A 20,168-nucleotide genomic window follows, 5' to 3' on the forward strand; every position below is an offset into this window, starting at 1 on the left:
CCGACGTTCAGCGGGCGGACCGCCCGCGAGCGTGAAGCTTCCCAGGTGTCCAAGTGGCCAGCGAGGTAAGGGAGTCAGCCGATGACCGGAGCAGTATCCCCCGACCGACGCCGCTTTCTGAGCGCCGGCGCCGCGGTGCTCGGCGCCGCGGCCTCCGCACAGCTGTGGGTTCCGGCCGCCGCGCACGCGGCCGAGACACCGCTGCCCGACGGGGTGTTCAGCCTCGGCGTCTCCTCGGGCGACCCGCTGCCGGACGGCGTCGTGCTGTGGACCCGGCTCGCCCCGGACCCGCTGAACGGCGGCGGCATGCCGGACCGGGTGGTGCCCGTGGAGTGGCAGGTCGCGGAGGATCACCGGTTCAGAAAGCTCGTCCGCCGGGGCACCGCCCAGGCCCGGCCCGAGTACGGGCACAGTGTTCACGTGGACGTACGGGGCCTGCGCCCGGACCGTGCCTACTGGTACCGCTTCCGCACCAGCGGACAGCTCTCGCCCGTGGGCCGCACCCGCACCGCGGCCCACCCCTACAGCTCCGGCGGCTCCCTGCGCGTGGCCCTGGCGTCCTGCCAGAACTGGCAGCACGGCTATTTCACGCCATACGCTGACATGCTGGAGCAGGACCCGGATGTCGTGGTGTTCGTCGGTGACTACATCTACGAGTCCACGCCCTCGGCGACGGGCGTGCGGCGGCACGAGGGGACCGGTGAGCCCTTCAGCCTCGTCCAGTACCGCAACCGGTACGCGCAGTACCGCACCGACCCGGACCTCGCGTCGATGCACGCGAACGCGCCCTTCGTGGTGACCTTCGACGACCACGAGGTGGACAACGACTTCGCCGGGGAGATCCCGCAGGACCCGGGCAAGCAGCCGCACGACGCGTTCGTGGCCCGGCTGACCGCGGCCTACCAGGCGTTCTACGAGCACATGCCGGTCCGGGCCGCCGCCGTCCCGAACGGCCCGCACATCCGGATGTACCGCCGTCTGGAGTTCGGCCGCCTGGCCCGGCTCAACGTCCTGGACACCCGGCAGTACCGCAGCGACCAGGCCACCAGCCAGGCCGGGGCCCAGGACCCGTCCCTGACCATGCTGGGTGCGCGGCAGAAGCGGTGGCTGCTCGACGGGCTGCAGGACTCGCCGGCCCGCTGGAACCTGATCGCCTCCCAGATCATGATGGCGGAGACGGACCTCAAGGTCGGCGAGGGCAAGCTCTGGTTCTACGACGCCTGGGACGGCTACCAGGCCGAACGCAACCGGTTCATGGAGGAGTTCAAGCACGTCCGCAACCCGGTCGTGCTCTCCGGCGACCGGCACCTGACGATGATCAGCGACCTCAAGGAGGACTACGCCGACCCGGACTCCGCGGTCGTCGGCGCCGAGTTCGTGGGCACCTCCATCTCCAGCAACGGCGACCAGGACCAGGCGGCCTTCCGCAGGGAGTGGGACCCGAGGCGCCCGGACAACCCGCACTGGAAGCTGCTCGACGCGCACCGCGGCTACCACCTCTTCGACATCGGCCGCGGCGGAATCGACGCGCAGGTGAGGGTGGTCGACACCGTGCGGCAGCCGACCTCGGCGCCGAGCACGCTGGCCCGGCTGAGGGTCGAGGCGGGCCGTCCCGGCGTCGAGGTCGTCTGACGCCCTTCCCGGACGGCGCGCGAGCCCGGGACCCATCGGGGTCCCGGGCTCCGCTGCCCCGAAGTCCCGCCTGCCGCGGATCGGCCGCAGGGGACCGGGACCACGGCCGTCCAGGGGGTGTTTCGCCGAAGAGGCGATGCCGGAGTACGGCGTGAGGCGACCGCCGCCCGGACCGCCGAGCAGTCCGGTGGCGGCGTTCTGCGCACCCTCGAAGCGCTCCTCGGACTTGCGGACGAACTCCTGCGGCCCATTCCGGACGCGGCGACTCGCTCCATCAGGGGTCCTTGCACTGTGCCCGCCCGGGTCGCGCGGCCTGGCACCGCGCCTCGCCTTGCGATGCACGGCACCAGACCACGCGACCTGACCGGACGCTCATGGTCGAGGACCCCTTACTCTCGTCGAGACCGAAATGCTGCGGAATCTTGACCGGGAATTCCGCGGCAATGAGCCGCCGGACGAGCTGCATTCGCCACTTATCCGTGGCGACGCGGCCATGCAGAGGAAGAACGCGGGCAGCCCGGCGCCCGGGGGCGTGAGGATCCGCCACCGCGCTGGGCCGGGCCCGGCGTCGCCGCGATCGGCGCCGAGGCCACGCGGCGGATCGAGGGACTCGGCGTGCGGGTCACCGGCGAACCGGCGCTGCTGCCGGCCGCACCGCGCACCCGGGGCACCGGCAAAGCGCGTACCGTGCACCAGACATCGTCCAAGGAACTCGTGAAGGTCCTCGGTCACCGCTGTCTCAAGCGGCTCCGACATCGCTGAGACACTGTGGAGTTACTCACAGCGCATTTACTCGGGGCCCGCGCAGCCGTCTCACCAATCACCAGGGGTGGGAGGTGAATGACAGGTTGCGCGCACATATGCGTCAGAGGTCGCTCACCTTGCACTGCGGTAACCACAAGTGGGACCATTTCGAAGTTCCCTGTCGCCCCAAGGTAGGTCACCTGTGTCCCAGCACATAGCCAAGCCCCGTACCACCGCAGTGATCCTGGCCGGTGGCACCGGTCAGCGCGTGGGTCTGTCGATCCCCAAGCAGCTGCTGAAGATCGCCGGCAAGGCAGTCATCGAGCACACCCTGACCACCTTCGAGAACGCCGACTCGATCGACGACATCATCGTGCTGATGGCGCCGGGTTATGTGCCCGACATCGAGAAGATTGTCGCGAAGGCCGGATTCAAGAAGGTCTCGAAGGTCATCGAGGGCGGCTCCACCCGGAACGAGACCACCGAGCGCGCCATCTCGGCCCTGGGCGAGGGCCTGGCCGAGGGCGAGGACGCGAACGTCCTCTTCCACGACGCCGTGCGCCCCCTGCTGTCGCAGCGCGTCATCGACGACTGCGTCACCGCGCTGGAGCGCTACCAGGCCGTCGACGTGGCCATCCCCTCCGCCGACACCATCATCGTCACGCGCACGCACGGCGAGGACGGCGAGTTCATCACCGAGATCCCGGACCGCTCCCGGCTGCGCCGCGGCCAGACGCCGCAGGCCTTCAAGCTGTCCACGATCAAGCGGGCCTACGAGGTCGCCGCCGGCGACCCCAACTTCCAGGCCACCGACGACTGCTCCGTCGTGCTCAAGTACCTGCCGGACGTGCCGATCCACGTCGTCGCGGGTGACGAGTACAACATGAAGGTCACCCAGCCCGTCGACGTCTTCATCGCCGACAAGCTCTTCCAGCTCGCCTCGACCGCCGCGCCCGAGCAGGTCTCCGAAGCGGCCTACCGCGAACTCCTCACCGGCAGGACGATGGTGGTCTTCGGCGGCTCCTACGGCATCGGCAAGGACATCGCCGAACTCGCCGAGTCCTACGGCGCCAAGGTCTACGCGCTCGGCCGCTCCACCACCGGCACCCACGTGGAGAACCCGGAGGAGGTCGACGACGCCCTGTCCAAGGCGTACGCCGAGACCGGCCGCATCGACTACGTGGTGAACACCGCGGGCGTGCTGCGCATAGGCAAGCTCGCCGAGACCGACAACGCCACCATCGAGGAGGCGCTGAAGGTCAACTACCTGGCCCCGGTGCAGATCGCCCGGTCGTCGTACAAGTACCTGTCCGAGACCAAGGGCCAACTGCTGCTGTACACCTCCAGCAGCTACACCCGGGGTCGCGCCGAGTACAGCCTCTACTCCTCCACCAAGGCCGCCATGGTGAACCTCACCCAGGCCCTGTCCGACGAGTGGGCCGGCGACGGCGTCCGCGTCAACTGCATCAACCCCGAGCGCACCGCCACCCCGATGCGCACCAAGGCTTTCGGCCAGGAGCCCGCAGGCTCGCTGCTGTCCTCCGAGGCCGTGGCCCGCACCTCGCTCGACGTGCTGCTGTCCGAGCTGACCGGCCACGTCATCGACGTCCGGCAGCAGGACCCGACGGCCGGCGCGGCCCGGGCCTCCGGTTTCGAGCAGGCCTTGGCCTCGGTCCTGGACCGGCAGGACGGCGTGTAATAATTGGCGCCAAATAGACTTCCGTAATTCAGGCCTCTGCGCCCTTCTGTTAACGAATCCGGTAACAGGAGTGTTCGCAGGGGCCTGAATCAATACCCCTCGGAATATTCACAGACCAGCCGCATTCTTGAACAAGACCGGCACACCCCTCCCAAGAGCAGGTTTCTCCGTGATATCCACCGCTATTCGCGTCGCCCGGGTGGGCAGCGCGGCCGAGCTGGCCGCGGCGGTCCTCATGGTGGCGGGATTCCCCGCCCTCATGCTGGCCGCGCTCGTCCCGAGCGTCCCCGCCTTCGCGGCAGCGGCCGCCGTGACGTACCTGGCGGACCACTATCTGCACCGCAAGGGCAGCTACCTGATCAACCGCCTCGGCAAGGTCCGGGCCGGCCTGTCGATCCGCTTCCTGATCCGGCAGCTCCTCCTGATCCTGCTGCTGGCCCGGCTGTCCTACGCGGACAACCTGATCTACTACGGGGCGATCGCCTGCTTCATCGCCTTCTACGGTCTGCAGGCCCCGCACGGCGCGCTGGTCCAGCTGATCCGCAACCGCCGTCGCATGCCGGTCGCCACCCGCAACGTCGACCTCAAGTCCCGCATCCGCATCCCCAACGCCCCGCCGCGCCGGCTGCTGCACCGCTCCGCCGAGAAGATGCTGCACCTCGACCTCGCGGCGGTCGTCGGCATCCTGCTCGCCGCCCAGGTCCAGTCGGCCCTGATCGGCTTCATCGGGATCGGCGTCACCGTGGCCCTCGCCACCCTGTACGTCCTGGCGCTCATGCCGTTCGTGCGCGGCCGGAAGATCCCGCCGAAAGCCGACAGGGTCCTGGCCGCCGTCGACGACTGGCTGGGCGAGTACAAGCCAGAGACGGTCCTGTACTTCTCCGGGTCCAAGGACTCCGCGTACCAGGTCAACATGTGGCTGGACACCATGGAGAAGCTGGACTCCAAGCCGCTGATCATCCTGCGTGAGCGGGCCATCCTGAACAATCTGGCGCCCACCACGGTCCCCGTCATCTGCGTGCCCGGAGGGGTGCACCTGATGAACCTGGACCTGTCCACGGTGCGGGTGGCGCTCTACGCGGCCAACGTCGGCAAGAACATCCACCTGCTGCGCGTGCCCACCATGAAGCACGTCTTCATCGGCCACGGCGACAGCGACAAGCTCGCCAGCGTCAACCCGTTCAGCAAGGTCTACGACGAGGTGTGGACGGCCGGGCGCGCGGGCCGCGACCGCTACGCCATCGCCGACGTCGGGGTCCGCGACGACGACATCGTCGAGGTCGGCCGCCCGCAGCTCGCCCCGATCCAGACCTGGCAGGGCGTGCCCGAGGGGCGCATCCCGACCGTGCTGTACGCCCCCACCTGGGAGGGCTGGGACGGCAACCCGGGCAACACCTCGATCGTGCTGGCCGGCGAGAACATCGTGAAGAAGCTGGTCGCGGCCGACCCGCCGGTCCGCGTCCTGTACAAGCCGCACCCGTTCACCGGCACCGTCAGCAAGGAGGCCGGCGCCGCCCACCGGCGGATCACCGCCCTGGTGCAGAAGGCCGCCGCCGAGCGCGCCATCGACCCGCGGTTCGTCGCCGACACCGCCGCCCAGGCGCAGGCCAAGGCCGAGCTGGAGCGGATCGAGGCCCGGCTGGCCCAGCTGTCCGGCTCCGGCGGCGACCGGGGCGACGAGGCCGAGGCCACCCGTGACGGGCTGGTCGACGTCGCGCGGCACGAGGAGGTCGCCCGGCTGCGCGCCGAGTGGAACGACGCCTACTGGCGTTCCTTCCCCTCCTGGGAGCATCGCGTCATCACCGGCGCCGAGCCGCGGCTGTACGACTGCTTCAACGTCTCCGACGCGATGGTCTCCGACATCTCCAGCGTGGTGTCCGACTTCATCGCGAGCGGCAAGCCGTACGCGGTCACGGACTCCGCGGAGACGGGTGCCGAGGAGTTCAAGCGGAACAACACGGCGGTGCGCGCCGCGGTGATCCTCTCCAACAGCGCCACCGAGCTGGGCGAGCTGCTCAGCGCCGTCCGCGACCCGGCCGCCGACCCGCTGGCCGAGGACCGCAAGGAGCTCAAGCAGTACCTGCTGGGCCCGGACGAGCCGACCTCCCTCGAGCAGTTCAACACCGCCGTCGCGGACCTGGCGCTCAAGGCCGAGACGCGCAACGTCGGCCAGCAGTCACGGGCGGCCGTCGCCGGCGCCGAGGCCGAGTTGGCGAACGCCGTGCCCGGGCAGCGGGTGTCGACGGCCGGTGACACGGACGGAGTCGGCACGGCCTGAACCGCCGCCGACTGAAGAGTTCGGCCCCGAGGAGCAGCTCCTCGGGGCCGAACTCTTTCGTTTTCCCGTCCCGTGCGGGTTCGCCGTGTGAGGTGACTCACGAAAACGTACGTGCGAGGCAACCGCTTGCCTCGATCACCCGTCTACCAAGTAGCGAATGAGGCGATACGGGAGGAATATCCCATTGACTAGGGGGAAACGTGACCGTGACGCAGCCTGATGTGAGTGTGATCATCGGGGCGTACGAAGCGATGCCGTACTTGATCGAGTGCCTCGCGTCGGTCGAAGCGCAGACCCTCGATCCGGAGCGCGTCGAGGTCATCGCGGTGGACGACGGATCGACTGACGGCACAGGGAAGTACCTGGAGGAGTTCGCCGAGCGGGCTCCCATGCACGTCCTGGTGATCCGGCAGGAGAACTCCGGCGGCCCCAGCGGCCCGCGCAACGTCGGCCTGGGCAAGGCGAGCGGGCGTTACGTCTTCTTCCTCGACGCCGACGACCGGCTGGGCCCGGAGGCGCTGGAGCGGATGGTCGCCATGGCCGACCGGGCCGGCACGGACGTGGTCCTCGGCAAGGTCGAGGGCGTCAACCGCACGGCGCCGAAGTCCATGTGGGGCAGGACGGTGGAACGGACGGACGTCTTCTCCTCCAACATCAAGTTCACCCTCAGCGCGCAGAAACTGTTCCGCCGTGAGCTGCTGGAGCGGCACGGCATGCGGTTCGACGAGTCGCTGTTCACCGGCGAGGACGCACTGTTCACGATGGAGGCGTACCTGCGGGCGGACGGCGTCTCCGTGGTCGCCGACCACACCTGCTACTACCTGGTGGGCCGCGACGACGGCAAGCACGTGACGAAGAGCGGTAGTTACACGCTGCGCTTCGACTCCGCGCGGGCCCTGATGAACCTCATCGCCGAGCACGTCCCCGCGGGCGGCCGGCGTGACCAGCTGATGGTCCGCCCCTTCCTCGTGACGCTGCTGCCGCAGTTCGGGCCCAAGTACCTGACCGACAGCGAGGAGGTCCGCCGGCACAAGTTCGAGCTGGCCAGGCCGCTGACGGACGCCTACTGGACGGAGGGCGTCGCGCAGCGCCTCAAGGTCCACGAGCGGCTGCGGCTGCATCTGGTCGCCGAGCAGCGTCCCGAGCTGCTCCTGGACGTGGTGAAGTTCGTCAAGGCCAAGAAGCAGGCCGCCGCTCTCCTGGAGAAGAAGGGCCGCCGCGTCTACCTGGCCTACCCGCACTTCCGCGACAGCGCCGCGGGCATCCCCGACGCGGTGTACCTCGCCGAGCCCCGCGAGGCCCGCGCGTTCCCGGGCTACCGGGAGGGCGGCGTCGACACGTTCATGCGACGAGCGGTACGCAAGGCGCGGCGGGTGCTGGCGTCCCGGGAGGTGCGGGTGGCGGCGTGACCGCGGGCCGGGCCGGCGGGGAGCGTGGTCCGGGTGGCGGCGTGAACGCGGTCGGCCGGGAGCGTGGTCCGGGCGGGGCGGGCATTCGCTGCCGTGTGGACAGCGATGCGGGGCCACCGGACGGATTCCGGTGGCCCCGCGGTCGTCCTGTTCGCGGTGCGGTCGGCCGGTGTTCCGGTGGCCGCGCGGTCGTCTCGTGGCGGGGTGGCCGGCCGGTGTGTCGCCGGCTTCCGCGGTCCTCTCGCAGTGCTGTCGGTCAGCGTGGTGCGGTCGGCAGGCCGGTCGGGTCGCTCGCCGTCCCGGTGCGCTGGCCCGGCAGTTCCGCCGCCAGGCGTTCCGCCGTCAGTCGTTCCGACACTCGGGCCCGGTGCTCCCGGGCCTTCTCGCACAGCGCGCGGGCAGCCGCGTTGAAGCGCTCCTGCGACGACGGCTCGGCCGGGCCCAGCAGGCGCAGCTTCAACTCGGCACGGGCCTCGGCCAGAGGGTCCGTCTCCGGATGCCGGACGGTCTCCAGCAGGCCCGGCACCCCCGCCGCGTCCGGCGTCAGCACCGTCGCCGCCGCCACCGTCGGGAACGCCGCGCGGAAGGCGTCCTCGGGCAGCCCGCTGGTGTTGGCCACCGCGTACGGCTTCTCACTGGCCAGAAAGTCGCTGATGACACTCGACACGTCACTGACCAGCAGGTCGGCCGCGTCGAAGCAGGAGTACAGCGCGGGCCGGACGTCCGTGATGATCTGGTGCTCGCCCTCCGGCAGCGAGGCCCAGTACGCCTCCTCCCACGCGGCCGTCGCCCGTGCCACGACCGCCGCACGGCCCGGCTCCGGCGCCGACTGCGCCAGCATCCGCTCCACCGTGTCGGCCCCGGTCCGGAAGACCGACGTGGTGAGCCGGTCCAACTCGGCGGTGCGGCGGGCGAGCTCCGCACCGGTCGGCGGAGGCGTCCCCGTCCGCTCCCGGTTCGCCGCCCGGATCAGTTCGCGGATGCGCAGGTCGGCCGCGCCCGCGCGCGGGTCCACCGAGCCCGTCAGCGGATGCGGCTTGTACAGCAGCCGCACGCCCGGGTCCGCGAGCAGCGCCCGCACCAGGTTCTCCCCGGCCGCGACCACCGACGTGTTGCCGGGGTTGCCGTCCCAGCCCTCCCAGGTCGGCGCGTACAGGACGGTCGTCCATGCCCCGGCCGGCGGGCCCGCGTACGGTGTCACGCCGTCCAGTTGCGGGCGGCCCGTCTCCACCACGTCCTTGTCCTCGACGCCGACCTCGGCCAGCGCGTACCGCTCGCGGGCGGCCGGCCCGGCCACCCACACCTCGTCGTACGCCTTCGCGTACGGGTTGCACGAGGACAGCTTGTCGCTCTCGCCGTGGTTGACGAAGGTGTGCTTGATCGTGGGGATGCGCAGGACCTGGGAGGTCTTGCCGGAGTTCGACGGGTGGATGAGGACCTGGAGCGTGGAGTGCTCCAGACGCATCAGCGTGGACACCTTCGGCAGGCAGACGATCGGGATGTCCGTCGCCGCGATCTTCTGCACCATGAACCGCTCGCGCAGCACGATGACCGGCCTGCCGTCGACGTGCGCGAGCGGCTCCAGCCACATGTTCGCCTGGTAGGCCGAGGCGGCCCCGCCGGAGAAGTACAGCCCGACGGTCGGCCGGTACGCGGCGAGCCACGCGTCGAACCACTCGAGCACCTCCTGCTCGTTCGCCGGACGGCGACCCGGCAGCAGCCGGAGCAGCAGCGCACCGAGACCGGTCAGGGAGAGGGTGAGGGAGACCGTGATGCCCGCCGCCGCGTACACCGGCTCGTCGCCCGGTGCGGCGGCCAGCAGCCCGGCCGTCGACGGCAGGCCGAAGACCAGCAGCCGGTGGCCGGGGCGGCGCAGCAGTACCGCCGGGGCGGGGGAAAGCCGCAGCGCCGAGGCGTCGATGTTCCGCGTCACCACCGGCAGGGTGCGGGTACGGCGCACCAGGACGGAGACCGCCTGGATCGCGCAGTGCAGCGCGTAGAAGACGAGCAGACCGGCCACCAACGGGGCGTACACCGTCTCCCGGTCCTGCTCGCCCAGCCGCAGCAGGCCCACGACCAGCAGCAGGTCGCGCAGGACGTGCCGCACGGTGATGTCCGCGTGCGACTTGGCGAACAGCGACAGCACCCCACGCTGCCACCGGTACAGGGCGCCCTCGGTGGCGAGCGAGACGGCGGTGGCGGCGAGCAGCAGCGGCACGTGGGGCAGCAGCGCCGCGACCGCCTGTGCGGCGAACGCGGCGGCCAGGACGACGGTGACCAGCCCCTTGAGCAGGGCCGGCGGGCGGGGGAGAGGTACGGGCACTGCGGTCACTCCAGGAGCGTCGGTTCGGCGCAGGACGGCCGTCCGGGTTAACGCGCGGCAACCACCTGACGACACGCGCGTGTCCGGGGGCTGCCTGCGGGGGTGGGGCGCAGGTGTGTTCGAAGCGGCGTACGAGGGGGACGGAATCTGGACCGGGGGCGTGGTCGAGGGCCCGGACGGCGGGTCCGCGGGCCCGGCGCCGGGCGCTCATCGCAGAGCACGTGTGATGCCCCGGCCTGTCGTCGACGCCGACCCTGAGTCGTCGCCACCGGGCACGCGCGGCCCCGGCACCGCCTGTCGTCCGGACCGCCCCTGAGTGCTCGCCGCCAGGCACACGTCACGCCGCGCCATCGCCTCTCGTCTTCACGCGCGTGCGCACCGCGCCCGGGCGCCGACAAGCCGGCGGCGGAAGGGCGCCGCGCCACTGCCACCCTGTCCCCGGGGCACGGCAGGCCCGGTCCTCTGGCAGGGCAGGCCCGGTCCCCGGGGCACGGCAGGCCCGGTCCCCTGGCACGGCAGGCCCCGCAGCCCGCCCGTGACGCCTCCCGCACCGTCCGTAGCGTGGACCGGCGCCGCGCCCCGCCGGTCCGTCCCGTAGATTTCCCGGTGAGGGACCGAGTCGACGCGAGGGGACGGACGAGGACGTGGCTGGGGCAAGGCAGGCCGTGGGCGAGGCCCGCAGGATCGTCGTCAAGATCGGGTCCTCCTCGCTGACCACCGCCTCGGGCGGCCTGGACGCGGACCGCGTGGACGCGCTGGTCGACGTGCTCGCCAAGGTCCGCAGTGGCGGGGAGCGCGAGATCGTCCTGGTCTCCTCGGGTGCCATCGCCGCCGGTCTCGCCCCGCTGGGCCTGCGCCGTCGGCCCAAGGACCTGGCCCGGCAGCAGGCCGCCGCCAGTGTCGGTCAGGGCCTGCTGGTCGCCCGCTACACCGCCTCCTTCGCCCGCTACGGCGTCCGTGTCGGCCAGGTGCTCCTGACCTCCGACGACATGAGCCGCCGCTCGCACCACCGCAACGCCTCCCGCACCCTGGACAAGCTGCTCGCGATGGGCGCCTTCCCGATCGTCAACGAGAACGACACCGTCGCCACGGACGAGATCCGCTTCGGCGACAACGACCGTCTCGCCGCCCTGGTCGCCCACCTCGTCCACGCCGACCTGCTGGTCCTGCTGTCCGATGTGGACGGCGTCTACGACGGCGACCCCGGCAAGCCCGGCACGTCCCGCATCGCCGAGGTGCGCGACCCCTCCGAGCTCGCCCATGTCGAGATCGGCAGCGCGGGCAAGGCCGGCGTCGGCACCGGCGGCATGGTCACCAAGGTCGAGGCCGCCCGGATCGCGGCCGCCGCCGGCGTCCCCGTCGTCCTCACCAGCGCCGTCCACGCGGCCGACGCCCTGACCGGCAAGGACACCGGCACCTACTTCCACACCACCGGCAAGCGCTCCGCCGACCGGCTGCTGTGGCTCCAGCACGCCTCCACCCCGCAGGGCGCACTGACCCTGGACGACGGCGCCGTGCAGGCCGTCGTGGAGCGCCGCAAGTCGCTGCTGCCCGCCGGGATCGCCGCCGTCGAGGGCGAGTTCAGTGCCGGCGACCCGGTCGAACTGCGCGACGGCACGGGCCACGCCGTGGCCCGGGGGCTCGTCAGTTTCGACGCCAGGGAGATCCCCCGGCTGATCGGCCGCTCGACCCGCGAACTGGCCCGGGAACTCGGCCCCGCGTACGAACGTGAGGTCGTACACAGGGACGACCTGGTGGTCCTGCACCCTTAATGTGCCGAAACGTCCGTCCCCGGTGGTGGACGTTCCGCAAAACCGCCACGCGAACCCTTGCGGGCCTGCTCAACTTTGTCCCGGGGAACTGTTCCGCAGCAGCGCCACTGAGCGAAGGAGGCCGTCGTGAGACGAGTGCGCCCTGGGACCACGGCGTCCCGCGGTGGTGCCGGCTCCCGCTCGGCCGGTGAGGAGCGCGCCCTGACCAGTGTGGCGGCCGGGGACCGGTTCGAGGGCGAGGAACCCGCGGACACCCCTCGCCTGTGGCATGTCACCCTCAGCGTCTCCGGCAAGGAGGCCCCGCTCCCCGAGGTCCGGCGTGCCCTGGAGCAGCTCGCCCACGACCATCCCTTCCTCCTGACCAGCCGCTACGCCGTCGACCACGCGGAGATCCGCTACTGGGAGGAGGCTCGCGACCTGCACGACGCGGCCGCCGTCGCCCTGCGCCTGTGGGGCGAGCACCGGCAGACCGCCGGGCTGCCGCCCTGGGAGATCGTCGGCCTGGAGGTCATCGACCGCGCGACCTACCACCAGCGCATCGCCGAGGGGTACGGCCCGCCCCCTGCCTCGCCCGTCGGAGTTCACCCGTTCTGATCCGGTCCATGGAGTGTCTCGGGCTGTGGAACGCACGATGAACGGATGCGTCCGGCGCACTACCCTTCCCTCATGACCACGCTCTCTCCGTACGACTCCATGTCCCCGGTCACCCAGGCCGCCTACCGCGCCAAGGCCGCCGCCGCGAGCCTCGCGCCGCTGCCGCGGGCCGACAAGGACGACGCGCTGCTCGCCATCGCGGACGCGCTGGAGGTCCGCACGAGCGAGATCGTCGAAGCCAACGCCAAGGACGTCGCCAAAGCCCGCGAGGCCGGCATCAGCGAGGGCATGATCGACCGGCTCACGCTCACCCCCGAGCGGGTCCGTGCCATCGCCTCCGACGTGCGCGACGTCGCCGCCCTGCCCGACCCGGTCGGCGAGGTCGTCCGCGGCTCCACGCTGCCCAACGGCATCGACCTGCGCCAGGTCCGCGTGCCGCTCGGCGTCGTCGGGATCATCTACGAGGGCCGGCCGAACGTCACGGTCGACGCCGCCGCCCTCTGCCTGAAGTCCGGCAACGCGGTCCTGCTGCGCGGCTCCTCCTCGGCGTACCAGTCGAACACCGCCCTGGTGCGCGTCCTGCGCGACGCCGTGGGCGGGGCGGGGATGCCCGCCGACGCCATCCAGCTCGTGCCCGGCGAGAGCCGCGACAGCGTGCGCGAGCTGATGCGCGCCCGCGGCCTGGTCGACGTGCTCATCCCGCGCGGCGGCGCCTCCCTGATCAACACGGTCGTCAACGAGTCCGTCGTCCCCGTCATCGAGACCGGCACCGGCAACTGCCACGTCTACGTCGACGCGCAGGCCGACCTCGACATGGCCGTCGAGATCCTGATCAACTCCAAGGCCCAGCGGGTCGGTGTCTGCAACGCCGCCGAGACGCTCCTGGTCCACCAGGACATCGCCGCCGAATTCCTGCCCCGCGCCCTGGACGCCCTCGCGGAGGCCGGGGTGACCGTGCACGCCGACGAGCGCGTGCAGGCCTACGCCAAGGACTCGGAGGCCACCGTCGTCGAGGCGACGACCGAGGACTGGGAGACGGAGTACCTGTCGTACGACATCGCCGCGGCGGTGGTGGACTCGCTGGACAAGGCCGTCGAGCACATCCGGCTGTGGACCTCCGGCCACACCGAGGCCATCGTGACGACATCCCAGCAGGCCGCACGCCGCTTCACCCAGCTGGTCGACTCCACCACCGTCGCCGTCAACACCTCCACCCGCTTCACCGACGGCGGCCAGTTCGGCTTCGGCGCGGAGATCGGCATCTCCACCCAGAAGCTGCACGCCCGCGGCCCGATGGGCCTGCCGGAGCTGACCAGTACCAAGTACATCGTGACCGGAGACGGCCACGTACGGCGCTGAGCCACGGACGGCGTAGAGGAGTATGCGGGGTTCCGCATACTCCCGCGGGCCGGTACGGGCGGCGTGTATGCGTGCGGCGAGGGCGGATCAGCCGGGCGCGCGCTGCCCGGAACCCCGTGAGAGCCCGCCCCGACCGGCGGATGAATTTCCATACCGTCTGCCCAAATTGACCCCCCAGGTCTACTCTGGATCCGTGCCGGAGGACGTGGGGGGCACGCCGTTTCAGGACGGCCGGGAGCCCGACGACGACCACGACCGCGGGGTGTCGGACGAAGAGTTCGCCTCCGTGGTCTTCGACGAGGCCTTCGTACGCGCGGCCGTGGTGCACGAGCCGACCGCAGTGGAGCGCCTCCTGGCCGCGGCACGGGCGAGAGCCGAGGCCTCCGAGGCGGAGGCCCGCCGCGCCCACGCCAGAGGCGAGCGCTACGACGACGGGTTCGGCTCGGACGGTCACGGCGGTTCGGGCCGTGATCACGACCTGGACGAGTTCGACGACCCGGACATCCTGGAGGACCACTACGGCCATCCGGGGCCGTACTCCAAACAGGTCCGCTGGCACCGCCCCGTCGCCTGGCTGCTCGCGCTCGTGATGGGCATCGGCATGGTCGCCCTGGCCTTCACGGCGGTCTACCGGGGCGCGTCCTCCAACCGCGAGGAACCCGTCCCGCCGCCCGCCTCGACCGGCCTGGAACAGGGCAGCCGGGCCGCCCCCTCCGCCTCCGCCGACCACTCCCAGCCGGCCATGTCGGTCATCCCGCGTACCCCCTGACCGGAAGCCGCCGTCCTGGTGAGAACCTGTCAGAACTTGTGGCGCAGCAGGGCGTTTACCCGTGCTCCCCGCGACCTACCCTGAAGATATGGGCGGGCCTGGAAACCCACCTGAGGGGGTACCCGAGGGCGCTCCCGGAGGTGGCGAGGACGAGTACCGATCCGTCGTCTTCGACGAGTCGTTCGTCCGCGCTGCCCGCCTCCAGGAGTTCTCCGCCGAGGAGCGCATCGCCGACCACGCGCCCGCAGTGCGCCGCCGCCCGCCCCTGCGCCGGGGTCTGTCCCGGCAGGCTCTCATCCTGGTACTGCTCATCGCCATCGCCTTCGGCACCGCGATCTACATGGGCGTACGCCACCCCTACCAAGCCCCGACCGCCAGGGAGCCCGTCGAGCCCCTGCGGATGACCGTCATCCCGCTCGCCCCCGAGGGCAGGGTGCCCGGCACGGCCGATACGGCGTTCCTGTACAAGCACAGCCCCGCAGCCCAGTTCGAGTCCGGCGCGGAGGGCGTGCCGCTGCCCGCCTCGCGGCGCACCGCGCACTTCTCGGACAGCCAGGTCGTGGCCGCCCTGACCACCGCCAAGGACTACATCGTCCGCTCCGCCCTCGACCCGGAGGTGCTCACGGGCGGCGAGGTCAGGGCCGTCCGCGTGCTGCTCGACCCCGACCAGCTGGACCAGTTCGACCAGAGCTTCGCGCGCCCCACCGCCGACGGACGCCACGCGCCCACCGGCTGGCTGGTCCGCTTCGACCCCTCCCGCGCCGAGCTCGCCGACCAGAAGGTCCGCGTTCAGGGCACCCTGCAGGCCGCCGAGGCCGACGCGTCCACGCTCGAGGTGACCGCGGACCACACTTTCGTGTACGCGCTGCGGCCGGCCGGGGCCGGCGCCGAGGACGAGGTGTCCCTGTTCACCCTGCGGCGCGAGCTGCAGTTCCGCTTCGACCGGGACGACCTGCGGCTGCACCAGGCCCAGCTCGTCGTCTCCTACGTCCAGGCCGGTCCGCTGTCCTGCGCCGAGGACTCCACGAACCACCTCCGCCCTCTCCTCGCCGGCCAGACGGCCAAGGAGGGCGGCCCCGCGGGCACCGACCCCTATGCCACCGGCAGCGCCACGGCCCTGTGCGGCTCCCTGGCGACGAGCGCGCAGCCGAAGGTGTGAGGCGGATCCTGGGAGCCCTGCGGACCCGCAGGTGTCCCTACCTGTCGTCGCGCGGCGGCCGGCCGTCCCCCGGAGAGTCCGGCGAGCCCGGCGCCTCCGGGTCCCGCGGCGGCCGCTGAGCCGAGCCGGTGAATCCGCCGAAGCCGCGGCGGACCCGGTCCCCCAGGTCGCCGGCGCCGTCCGCGAGGTCCGTGACCAGCTTCATCAGCGGGTCCTTGGAACTCTTCACGCTGGAGCTGTAGTGGTTCGCCGACTCGCGCCAGGAGTCCCGGACCGAGGTGTCCTGGTCCTCCTCGCGGCGCGCGTAGTGGCCGTCCATGATCCGCTGGTAGTCCCGCGACTCGCCCCACTTCTTCAGCTCGGCCGCCCGCACGGTGGTGAAGGGGTGGGACCGGGGCAGCACGTTCAGGATCTTCAGCACCGAGTCGCGCAGGTCGCCGCCGGCCTCGTACTCCTCGGCCTGGGCGAGGAACGCGTCCACGTTCATCTCGTGCAGGTGGTTGCCGCCCGCGATCTTCATCAGGCCGCGCATGGACGCCTGCAGGTCCTGCCCGACCAGCAGCCCCGCCCGGTCCGCGGACAGCTCCGACTTGCGGAACCACTCCCGCAGCCCGGTCACGATCGCCATGATCGCGACGTTGCCCAGCGGGATCCAGGCGACCCGGACGGCGAGGCTGGTCAGGAACAGCAGGATGGTCCGGTAGACCGAGTGCCCGGACAGCGCGTGCCCGGCCTCGTGGCCGATGACTGCCCGCATCTCCTCCTCGTCGAGCAGTTCGACGAGGCCCGTGGTGACGACGATGATCGGCTCGTCCAGGCCGATGCACATCGCGTTGGGCTGCGGGTCCTGGTTCACGTACATCGGCGGGACCTTCTCCAGGTCCAGGATGTAGCAGGCGTCCCGCAGCATCACGTTCAGATGGGCGAACTGCTGGTCCGAGACCCGCACCGAGTCGGACAGGAACAGCAGCCTCAGACTGCGCTCGGGCAGCAGGCCGCTGAGCGCCTTGAACGCCGTGTCGAAACCGCTCAGCTTGCGCAGCGCCACCAGGGCGGAACGGTCGGCCGGATGCTCGTACGCACGCGAGGAGATTCCGGGGAAGCGCCTGCGCTGTCTGCTCGGCACGTGCTCGTGCCCGTTGTGCTCGTGGCCGTCGGACATGTCTTCCCCCATGCGTCTGTATGACCTTTGCGGCCCCTTGTGCGGCCTTTTGCTTCCCCGAGGCAGAGCCCAGCCTAGGCGGAGTTACCGTGGTCGGGCAGTTCAGCGAAGGAGACCACCGCCATGGAGCACCACCCCGCAGCAGCCTGGCTGACCGAGGCCGCGAGCGCCGCCGAGGGGCACGGGGGGCCGGGGTTCCTCCGGGTCGTTCTCCTGGTGATGATCGCGGGCTGCGCGTTGACCGCGTGGTTCCTGCTGCGTGGCTACAGACAGAAGGACGACTGAGGGACCGGGAAGGTTCCCCGCCGGGCTCCCAGGACCGGGCACGGCGGCCGGGCGTACCGTCGCCCGCGGCACGAACAGGCGGAGTCGGGGTGATCGCGGCCGAGGCGCCCGCTTACGATGAGCCGACGTCTTTATCCCGCCCACACGCGATAGGTCCTGCCGAAGATGAGCTTCCACAGCACCGCTGCCCAGTTGGTCACCCTCGCCGCCGAGGGCGAGGAGCACGGCGGAAACCACGAGAGCCTCAGCCCCTACCTCACCGGTGGTGCCGCACTCTTCATCCTGCTGCTCCTGCTGTGGATCACCACCCGCTTCAACCGCGACCGCTGAGCCCGGCAGGGTGCCCCGCGCGGGGCACCCCGGGGACCACGGGGGCGGCCGGAGCCCTCAGGCAGGGCCGGTAGGGTCTGCACGCATGGGAGAGCAGGACATGCCTACCGGTCCGGCGAACGAGACGCCGCACGACCCGGCACAGGACACGGCGAGCGGCACCGAGCGACACTCGGAGCCCCGCCGTGCCGCCACGGCGCCCCGCCGGATCGACGGCCCCGGCAAGAGCGCCGCGCAGCCGGGCAAGCGCCGCCTCGGCGTCATGGGCGGCACCTTCGACCCGATCCACCACGGGCACCTGGTGGCCGCCAGCGAGGTCGCCGCGGCGTTCCACCTCGACGAGGTGGTCTTCGTCCCGACCGGCCAGCCCTGGCAGAAGAGCCACCGCAGCGTCTCCCCGGCCGAGGACCGCTACCTGATGACGGTCATCGCGACCGCCGAGAACCCGCAGTTCTCCGTGAGCCGCATCGACATCGACCGCGGCGGCCCCACCTACACCGTGGACACGCTGCGCGACCTGCGTGCGCTCAACCCGGACACGGACCTGTTCTTCATCACCGGCGCCGACGCGCTCGCCCAGATCCTCACCTGGCGCGACAGCGAGGAGCTGTTCTCCCTGGCGCACTTCATCGGAGCCACCCGGCCGGGCCACCAGCTGGACGACGCCGGACTCCCGGAGGGGGGCGTCTCGCTCGTGGAGGTTCCCGCTCTCGCCATCTCCTCCACGGACTGCCGTGCGAGAGTCGCCCAGGGCGACCCCATCTGGTACCTGGTGCCGGACGGCGTCGTGCGCTATATCGACAAGCGCGAGCTGTACCGCGGCGAGTGAGCCGAGAGGGGCACCGGTGAACGACCGATACGACCCGGGGTACGGGGGCGACCAGTACGAGCTCGTCGGCTACGACGAGTACGGCCAACCTGTCTACCGGCAGGTCCAGCATCAGCAGACGCGGCAGCAGACGTACGACCCGTACGACCCGTACGCCCAGCAGCAACAGCAGGGCCACTCCTACGACCCGTACGCCCCGGGCGGGCAGCAGCCCCCGCCCGACTACGGCACGGGACAGCAGCAGCCCGCCGCCCCCTACGGCTACGACCCCTACGGCTCCGTCCCGCACCAGGGCGGACCCCACGACCCGTACGGCCAGGCCGCGACCGCGGACGGCACCGGACGGCAGCCCCGGGCCGCCGGGCAGAGCGCACAGCAGGCGGCGCACATCCCGCAGCAGGCCGGCCCGGCCGACCACGAGGAAGCCCCCGCCGAGCCGCGACGGGAGTACCACACCGAGCAGTTCGCCTTCGTCGAGGAACCGGACGACAACTCCGAAGACGTCATCGACTGGCTGAAGTTCACCGAGAACCGCACCGAGCGCCGGGAGGAGGCCCGGCGCCGCGCCCGCAGCCGGATCGTGGCCCTGGCCGTCGTCCTCGCACTCGCCGCGGCCGGTGGCGTCGGCTACCTCTGGTACGCGGGGAAGTTGCCCGGCCTGTCCTCCGACGACTCCGCCACGGGCACAGCGACGGCCGCCGGCGCCCAGAAGCGCGACGTCATCGTCGTCCACCTGCACGACACCAAGGGCGGCACCTCCACGGCCCTCCTCGTCGACAACACCACCACCAAGCGGGGCACCACCGTCCTGCTGCCCAACTCGCTCGCCCTGACCAGCGACGACGGCACCACGACGACCCTCGCCAAGTCGGTGGACGACGACGGCTCCGACGGCACCCGCGGCGCGCTCGACACGGTCCTCGGCACCGACATCCAGGGCACCTGGCGTCTGGACACCCCCTACCTGCAGAACCTCGTCGACCTCGTCGGCAACATCGACGTCGACACCAACACCGACGTGCCCGACCCGGCCGCCAAGAAGAAGGGCGAGGCGCCCCTGGTCAGCAAGGGCCGGGACCAGACCCTCAGCGGCAAGATGGCCGTCGCCTACGCCACCTACCGCGCCCCCGGCGAGGCCCAGGACGCCCAGCTGGAGCGCTTCGGGCAGGTCCTGCAGGGCGTGCTGCGCAAGATGCCCTCCGACCCGGGGGCCGCGACCACCACCATCCAGACCCTGGCGCAGATCCTCGACCCGTCCCTGACCGACAAGGACCTGGGTGCCTTCCTCGCCGGGCTCTCCGACCTCGCCAAGGGCGGCGACTACAAGACGGACCTGCTGCCCGTCCAGGGCGACGGCACGCTCAGCGCCCAGGCGAGCGCCGGTGTGGTCAAGAAGGTCCTCGGCGGCACCGCCAAGAGCCCCGACAAGGACGCCGCCACGAGCGTCTCCGTCCAGAACGCCACCGGCGTCAAGGACGACACCGAGAAGGCCCGCGTGGTGCTCCTCAACGGCGGCTTCACCTTCCTGGACGGCGGCACGGCCGGGGCCGCCCAGGCCACCTCCGAGGTCGTCTACGCCGACGCCGCCGACAAGGCGAACGCCGCCGAGGTCGCCAAGACCCTGGGACTGCCGGCGAGCTCCGTCACCAAGGGCAGGATCTCCGCGGGCGCCGACGTCGCCGTGATCCTCGGCCGGGACTACAAGCCGTCGTCCGCCTAGGCGGCGGGAGCGGGCTCCCCACGCGGTCCGGCGTCATCGCGTGGGGAGCCCGCTGCGGTCCGTGAGACCCTTGGTGTCAACTGACCGCCGACCGAAAGCCTTGT

General features: G+C 71.4%; 15 protein-coding genes. 13 read left to right on the forward strand and 2 right to left on the reverse strand.

The window, feature by feature from the left end; genetic code table 11:
- The first annotated feature begins 81 nt into the window (after positions 1–81).
- From ACWD1U_RS04760 to ACWD1U_RS04775, 4 genes are all read left to right on the forward strand, one after another.
- On the forward strand, positions 82–1,632 hold the full coding sequence (locus ACWD1U_RS04760; RefSeq protein ID WP_451104419.1) for an alkaline phosphatase D family protein: 1,551 nt from the start codon (positions 82–84) through the stop codon (positions 1,630–1,632).
- 946 nt (positions 1,633–2,578) lie between these two features.
- A complete protein-coding gene (locus tag ACWD1U_RS04765) occupies positions 2,579–4,075 on the forward strand; it encodes a D-ribitol-5-phosphate cytidylyltransferase (protein ID WP_451104421.1) in 1,497 nt (498 codons plus the stop codon).
- A 199-nt stretch (positions 4,076–4,274) separates the two neighbouring features.
- Positions 4,275–6,353, forward strand: a complete 2,079-nt coding sequence (locus tag ACWD1U_RS04770; RefSeq protein WP_451105008.1) for a hypothetical protein — start codon at positions 4,275–4,277, stop codon at positions 6,351–6,353.
- 200 nt (positions 6,354–6,553) lie between these two features.
- A complete protein-coding gene (locus ACWD1U_RS04775) occupies positions 6,554–7,762 on the forward strand; it encodes a glycosyltransferase family 2 protein (RefSeq protein WP_451104423.1) in 1,209 nt (402 codons plus the stop codon).
- 256 nt (positions 7,763–8,018) lie between these two features.
- Here ACWD1U_RS04775 and ACWD1U_RS04780 read toward each other — a convergent pair whose 3' ends face one another.
- The gene (locus ACWD1U_RS04780) at positions 8,019–10,085 is read right to left on the reverse strand and encodes a hypothetical protein (protein ID WP_451104424.1); all 2,067 of its coding nucleotides are present in this window, start codon (positions 10,083–10,085) and stop codon (positions 8,019–8,021) included.
- A gap of 665 nt (positions 10,086–10,750) precedes the next feature.
- Here ACWD1U_RS04780 and proB point away from each other — a divergent pair.
- The 5 genes from proB (at position 10,751) to ACWD1U_RS04805 (ending at position 15,738) form a co-directional block, all read left to right on the forward strand.
- Entirely contained in the window at positions 10,751–11,857 is a 1,107-nt protein-coding gene (gene proB / locus ACWD1U_RS04785) for a glutamate 5-kinase (protein WP_451105010.1), read from the forward strand.
- A gap of 135 nt (positions 11,858–11,992) precedes the next feature.
- Entirely contained in the window at positions 11,993–12,451 is a 459-nt protein-coding gene (locus ACWD1U_RS04790; protein ID WP_451105012.1) for a hypothetical protein, read from the forward strand.
- Between the two features lie 72 nt (positions 12,452–12,523).
- The gene (locus ACWD1U_RS04795; protein WP_451104426.1) at positions 12,524–13,810 is read left to right on the forward strand and encodes a glutamate-5-semialdehyde dehydrogenase; all 1,287 of its coding nucleotides are present in this window, start codon (positions 12,524–12,526) and stop codon (positions 13,808–13,810) included.
- Positions 13,811–14,003: 193 nt separating this feature from the next.
- On the forward strand, positions 14,004–14,579 hold the full coding sequence (locus ACWD1U_RS04800; protein WP_451104428.1) for an SCO2584 family spore wall biosynthesis protein: 576 nt from the start codon (positions 14,004–14,006) through the stop codon (positions 14,577–14,579).
- Between the two features lie 88 nt (positions 14,580–14,667).
- Positions 14,668–15,738, forward strand: coding sequence for an SCO2583 family membrane protein (locus tag ACWD1U_RS04805; RefSeq protein WP_451104430.1), 1,071 nt, complete (start codon positions 14,668–14,670; stop codon positions 15,736–15,738).
- Positions 15,739–15,775: 37 nt separating this feature from the next.
- On the opposite strand, the gene ACWD1U_RS04810 is transcribed toward ACWD1U_RS04805, so the two are convergent.
- Positions 15,776–16,900, reverse strand: a complete 1,125-nt coding sequence (locus tag ACWD1U_RS04810) for a M48 family metallopeptidase (protein WP_451105013.1) — start codon at positions 16,898–16,900, stop codon at positions 15,776–15,778.
- A 123-nt stretch (positions 16,901–17,023) separates the two neighbouring features.
- Here ACWD1U_RS04810 and ACWD1U_RS04815 point away from each other — a divergent pair, with 123 nt between their 5' ends.
- The 4 genes from ACWD1U_RS04815 to ACWD1U_RS04830 all read left to right on the forward strand — a co-directional run bounded on the left by ACWD1U_RS04815 (position 17,024) and on the right by ACWD1U_RS04830 (position 20,064).
- Positions 17,024–17,185, forward strand: coding sequence for a hypothetical protein (locus ACWD1U_RS04815; protein WP_451104432.1), 162 nt, complete (start codon positions 17,024–17,026; stop codon positions 17,183–17,185).
- A 165-nt stretch (positions 17,186–17,350) separates the two neighbouring features.
- Positions 17,351–17,515 carry a hypothetical protein gene (locus ACWD1U_RS04820; RefSeq protein ID WP_094057638.1) on the forward strand — a complete coding sequence of 55 codons (165 nt, stop codon included), beginning with the start codon at positions 17,351–17,353 and terminating at the stop codon, positions 17,513–17,515.
- Between the two features lie 85 nt (positions 17,516–17,600).
- Positions 17,601–18,344 (forward strand): nicotinate-nucleotide adenylyltransferase, encoded by a 744-nt coding sequence (gene nadD / locus ACWD1U_RS04825; protein ID WP_451104434.1) that lies wholly within the window; start codon positions 17,601–17,603, stop codon positions 18,342–18,344.
- A gap of 16 nt (positions 18,345–18,360) precedes the next feature.
- Positions 18,361–20,064, forward strand: a complete 1,704-nt coding sequence (locus ACWD1U_RS04830; protein ID WP_451104435.1) for an LCP family protein — start codon at positions 18,361–18,363, stop codon at positions 20,062–20,064.
- The last annotated feature ends 104 nt before the right edge of the window (positions 20,065–20,168 follow it).

The organism is Streptomyces sp. NPDC002788, from assembly GCF_053592115.1.

Coding starts and splice junctions, on each gene's coding strand:
- ACWD1U_RS04760 (WP_451104419.1), top strand. CDS start 82: ATGACCGGAGCAGTATCCCCCGACCGACGCCGCTTTCTGAGCGCCGGC.
- ACWD1U_RS04795 (WP_451104426.1), top strand. CDS start 12,524: ATGACCACGCTCTCTCCGTACGACTCCATGTCCCCGGTCACCCAGGCC.
- ACWD1U_RS04805 (WP_451104430.1), top strand. CDS start 14,668: ATGGGCGGGCCTGGAAACCCACCTGAGGGGGTACCCGAGGGCGCTCCC.
- ACWD1U_RS04810 (WP_451105013.1), bottom strand. CDS start 16,900: ATGTCCGACGGCCACGAGCACAACGGGCACGAGCACGTGCCGAGCAGA.
- ACWD1U_RS04815 (WP_451104432.1), top strand. CDS start 17,024: ATGGAGCACCACCCCGCAGCAGCCTGGCTGACCGAGGCCGCGAGCGCC.
- ACWD1U_RS04820 (WP_094057638.1), top strand. CDS start 17,351: ATGAGCTTCCACAGCACCGCTGCCCAGTTGGTCACCCTCGCCGCCGAG.
- nadD (WP_451104434.1), top strand. CDS start 17,601: ATGGGAGAGCAGGACATGCCTACCGGTCCGGCGAACGAGACGCCGCAC.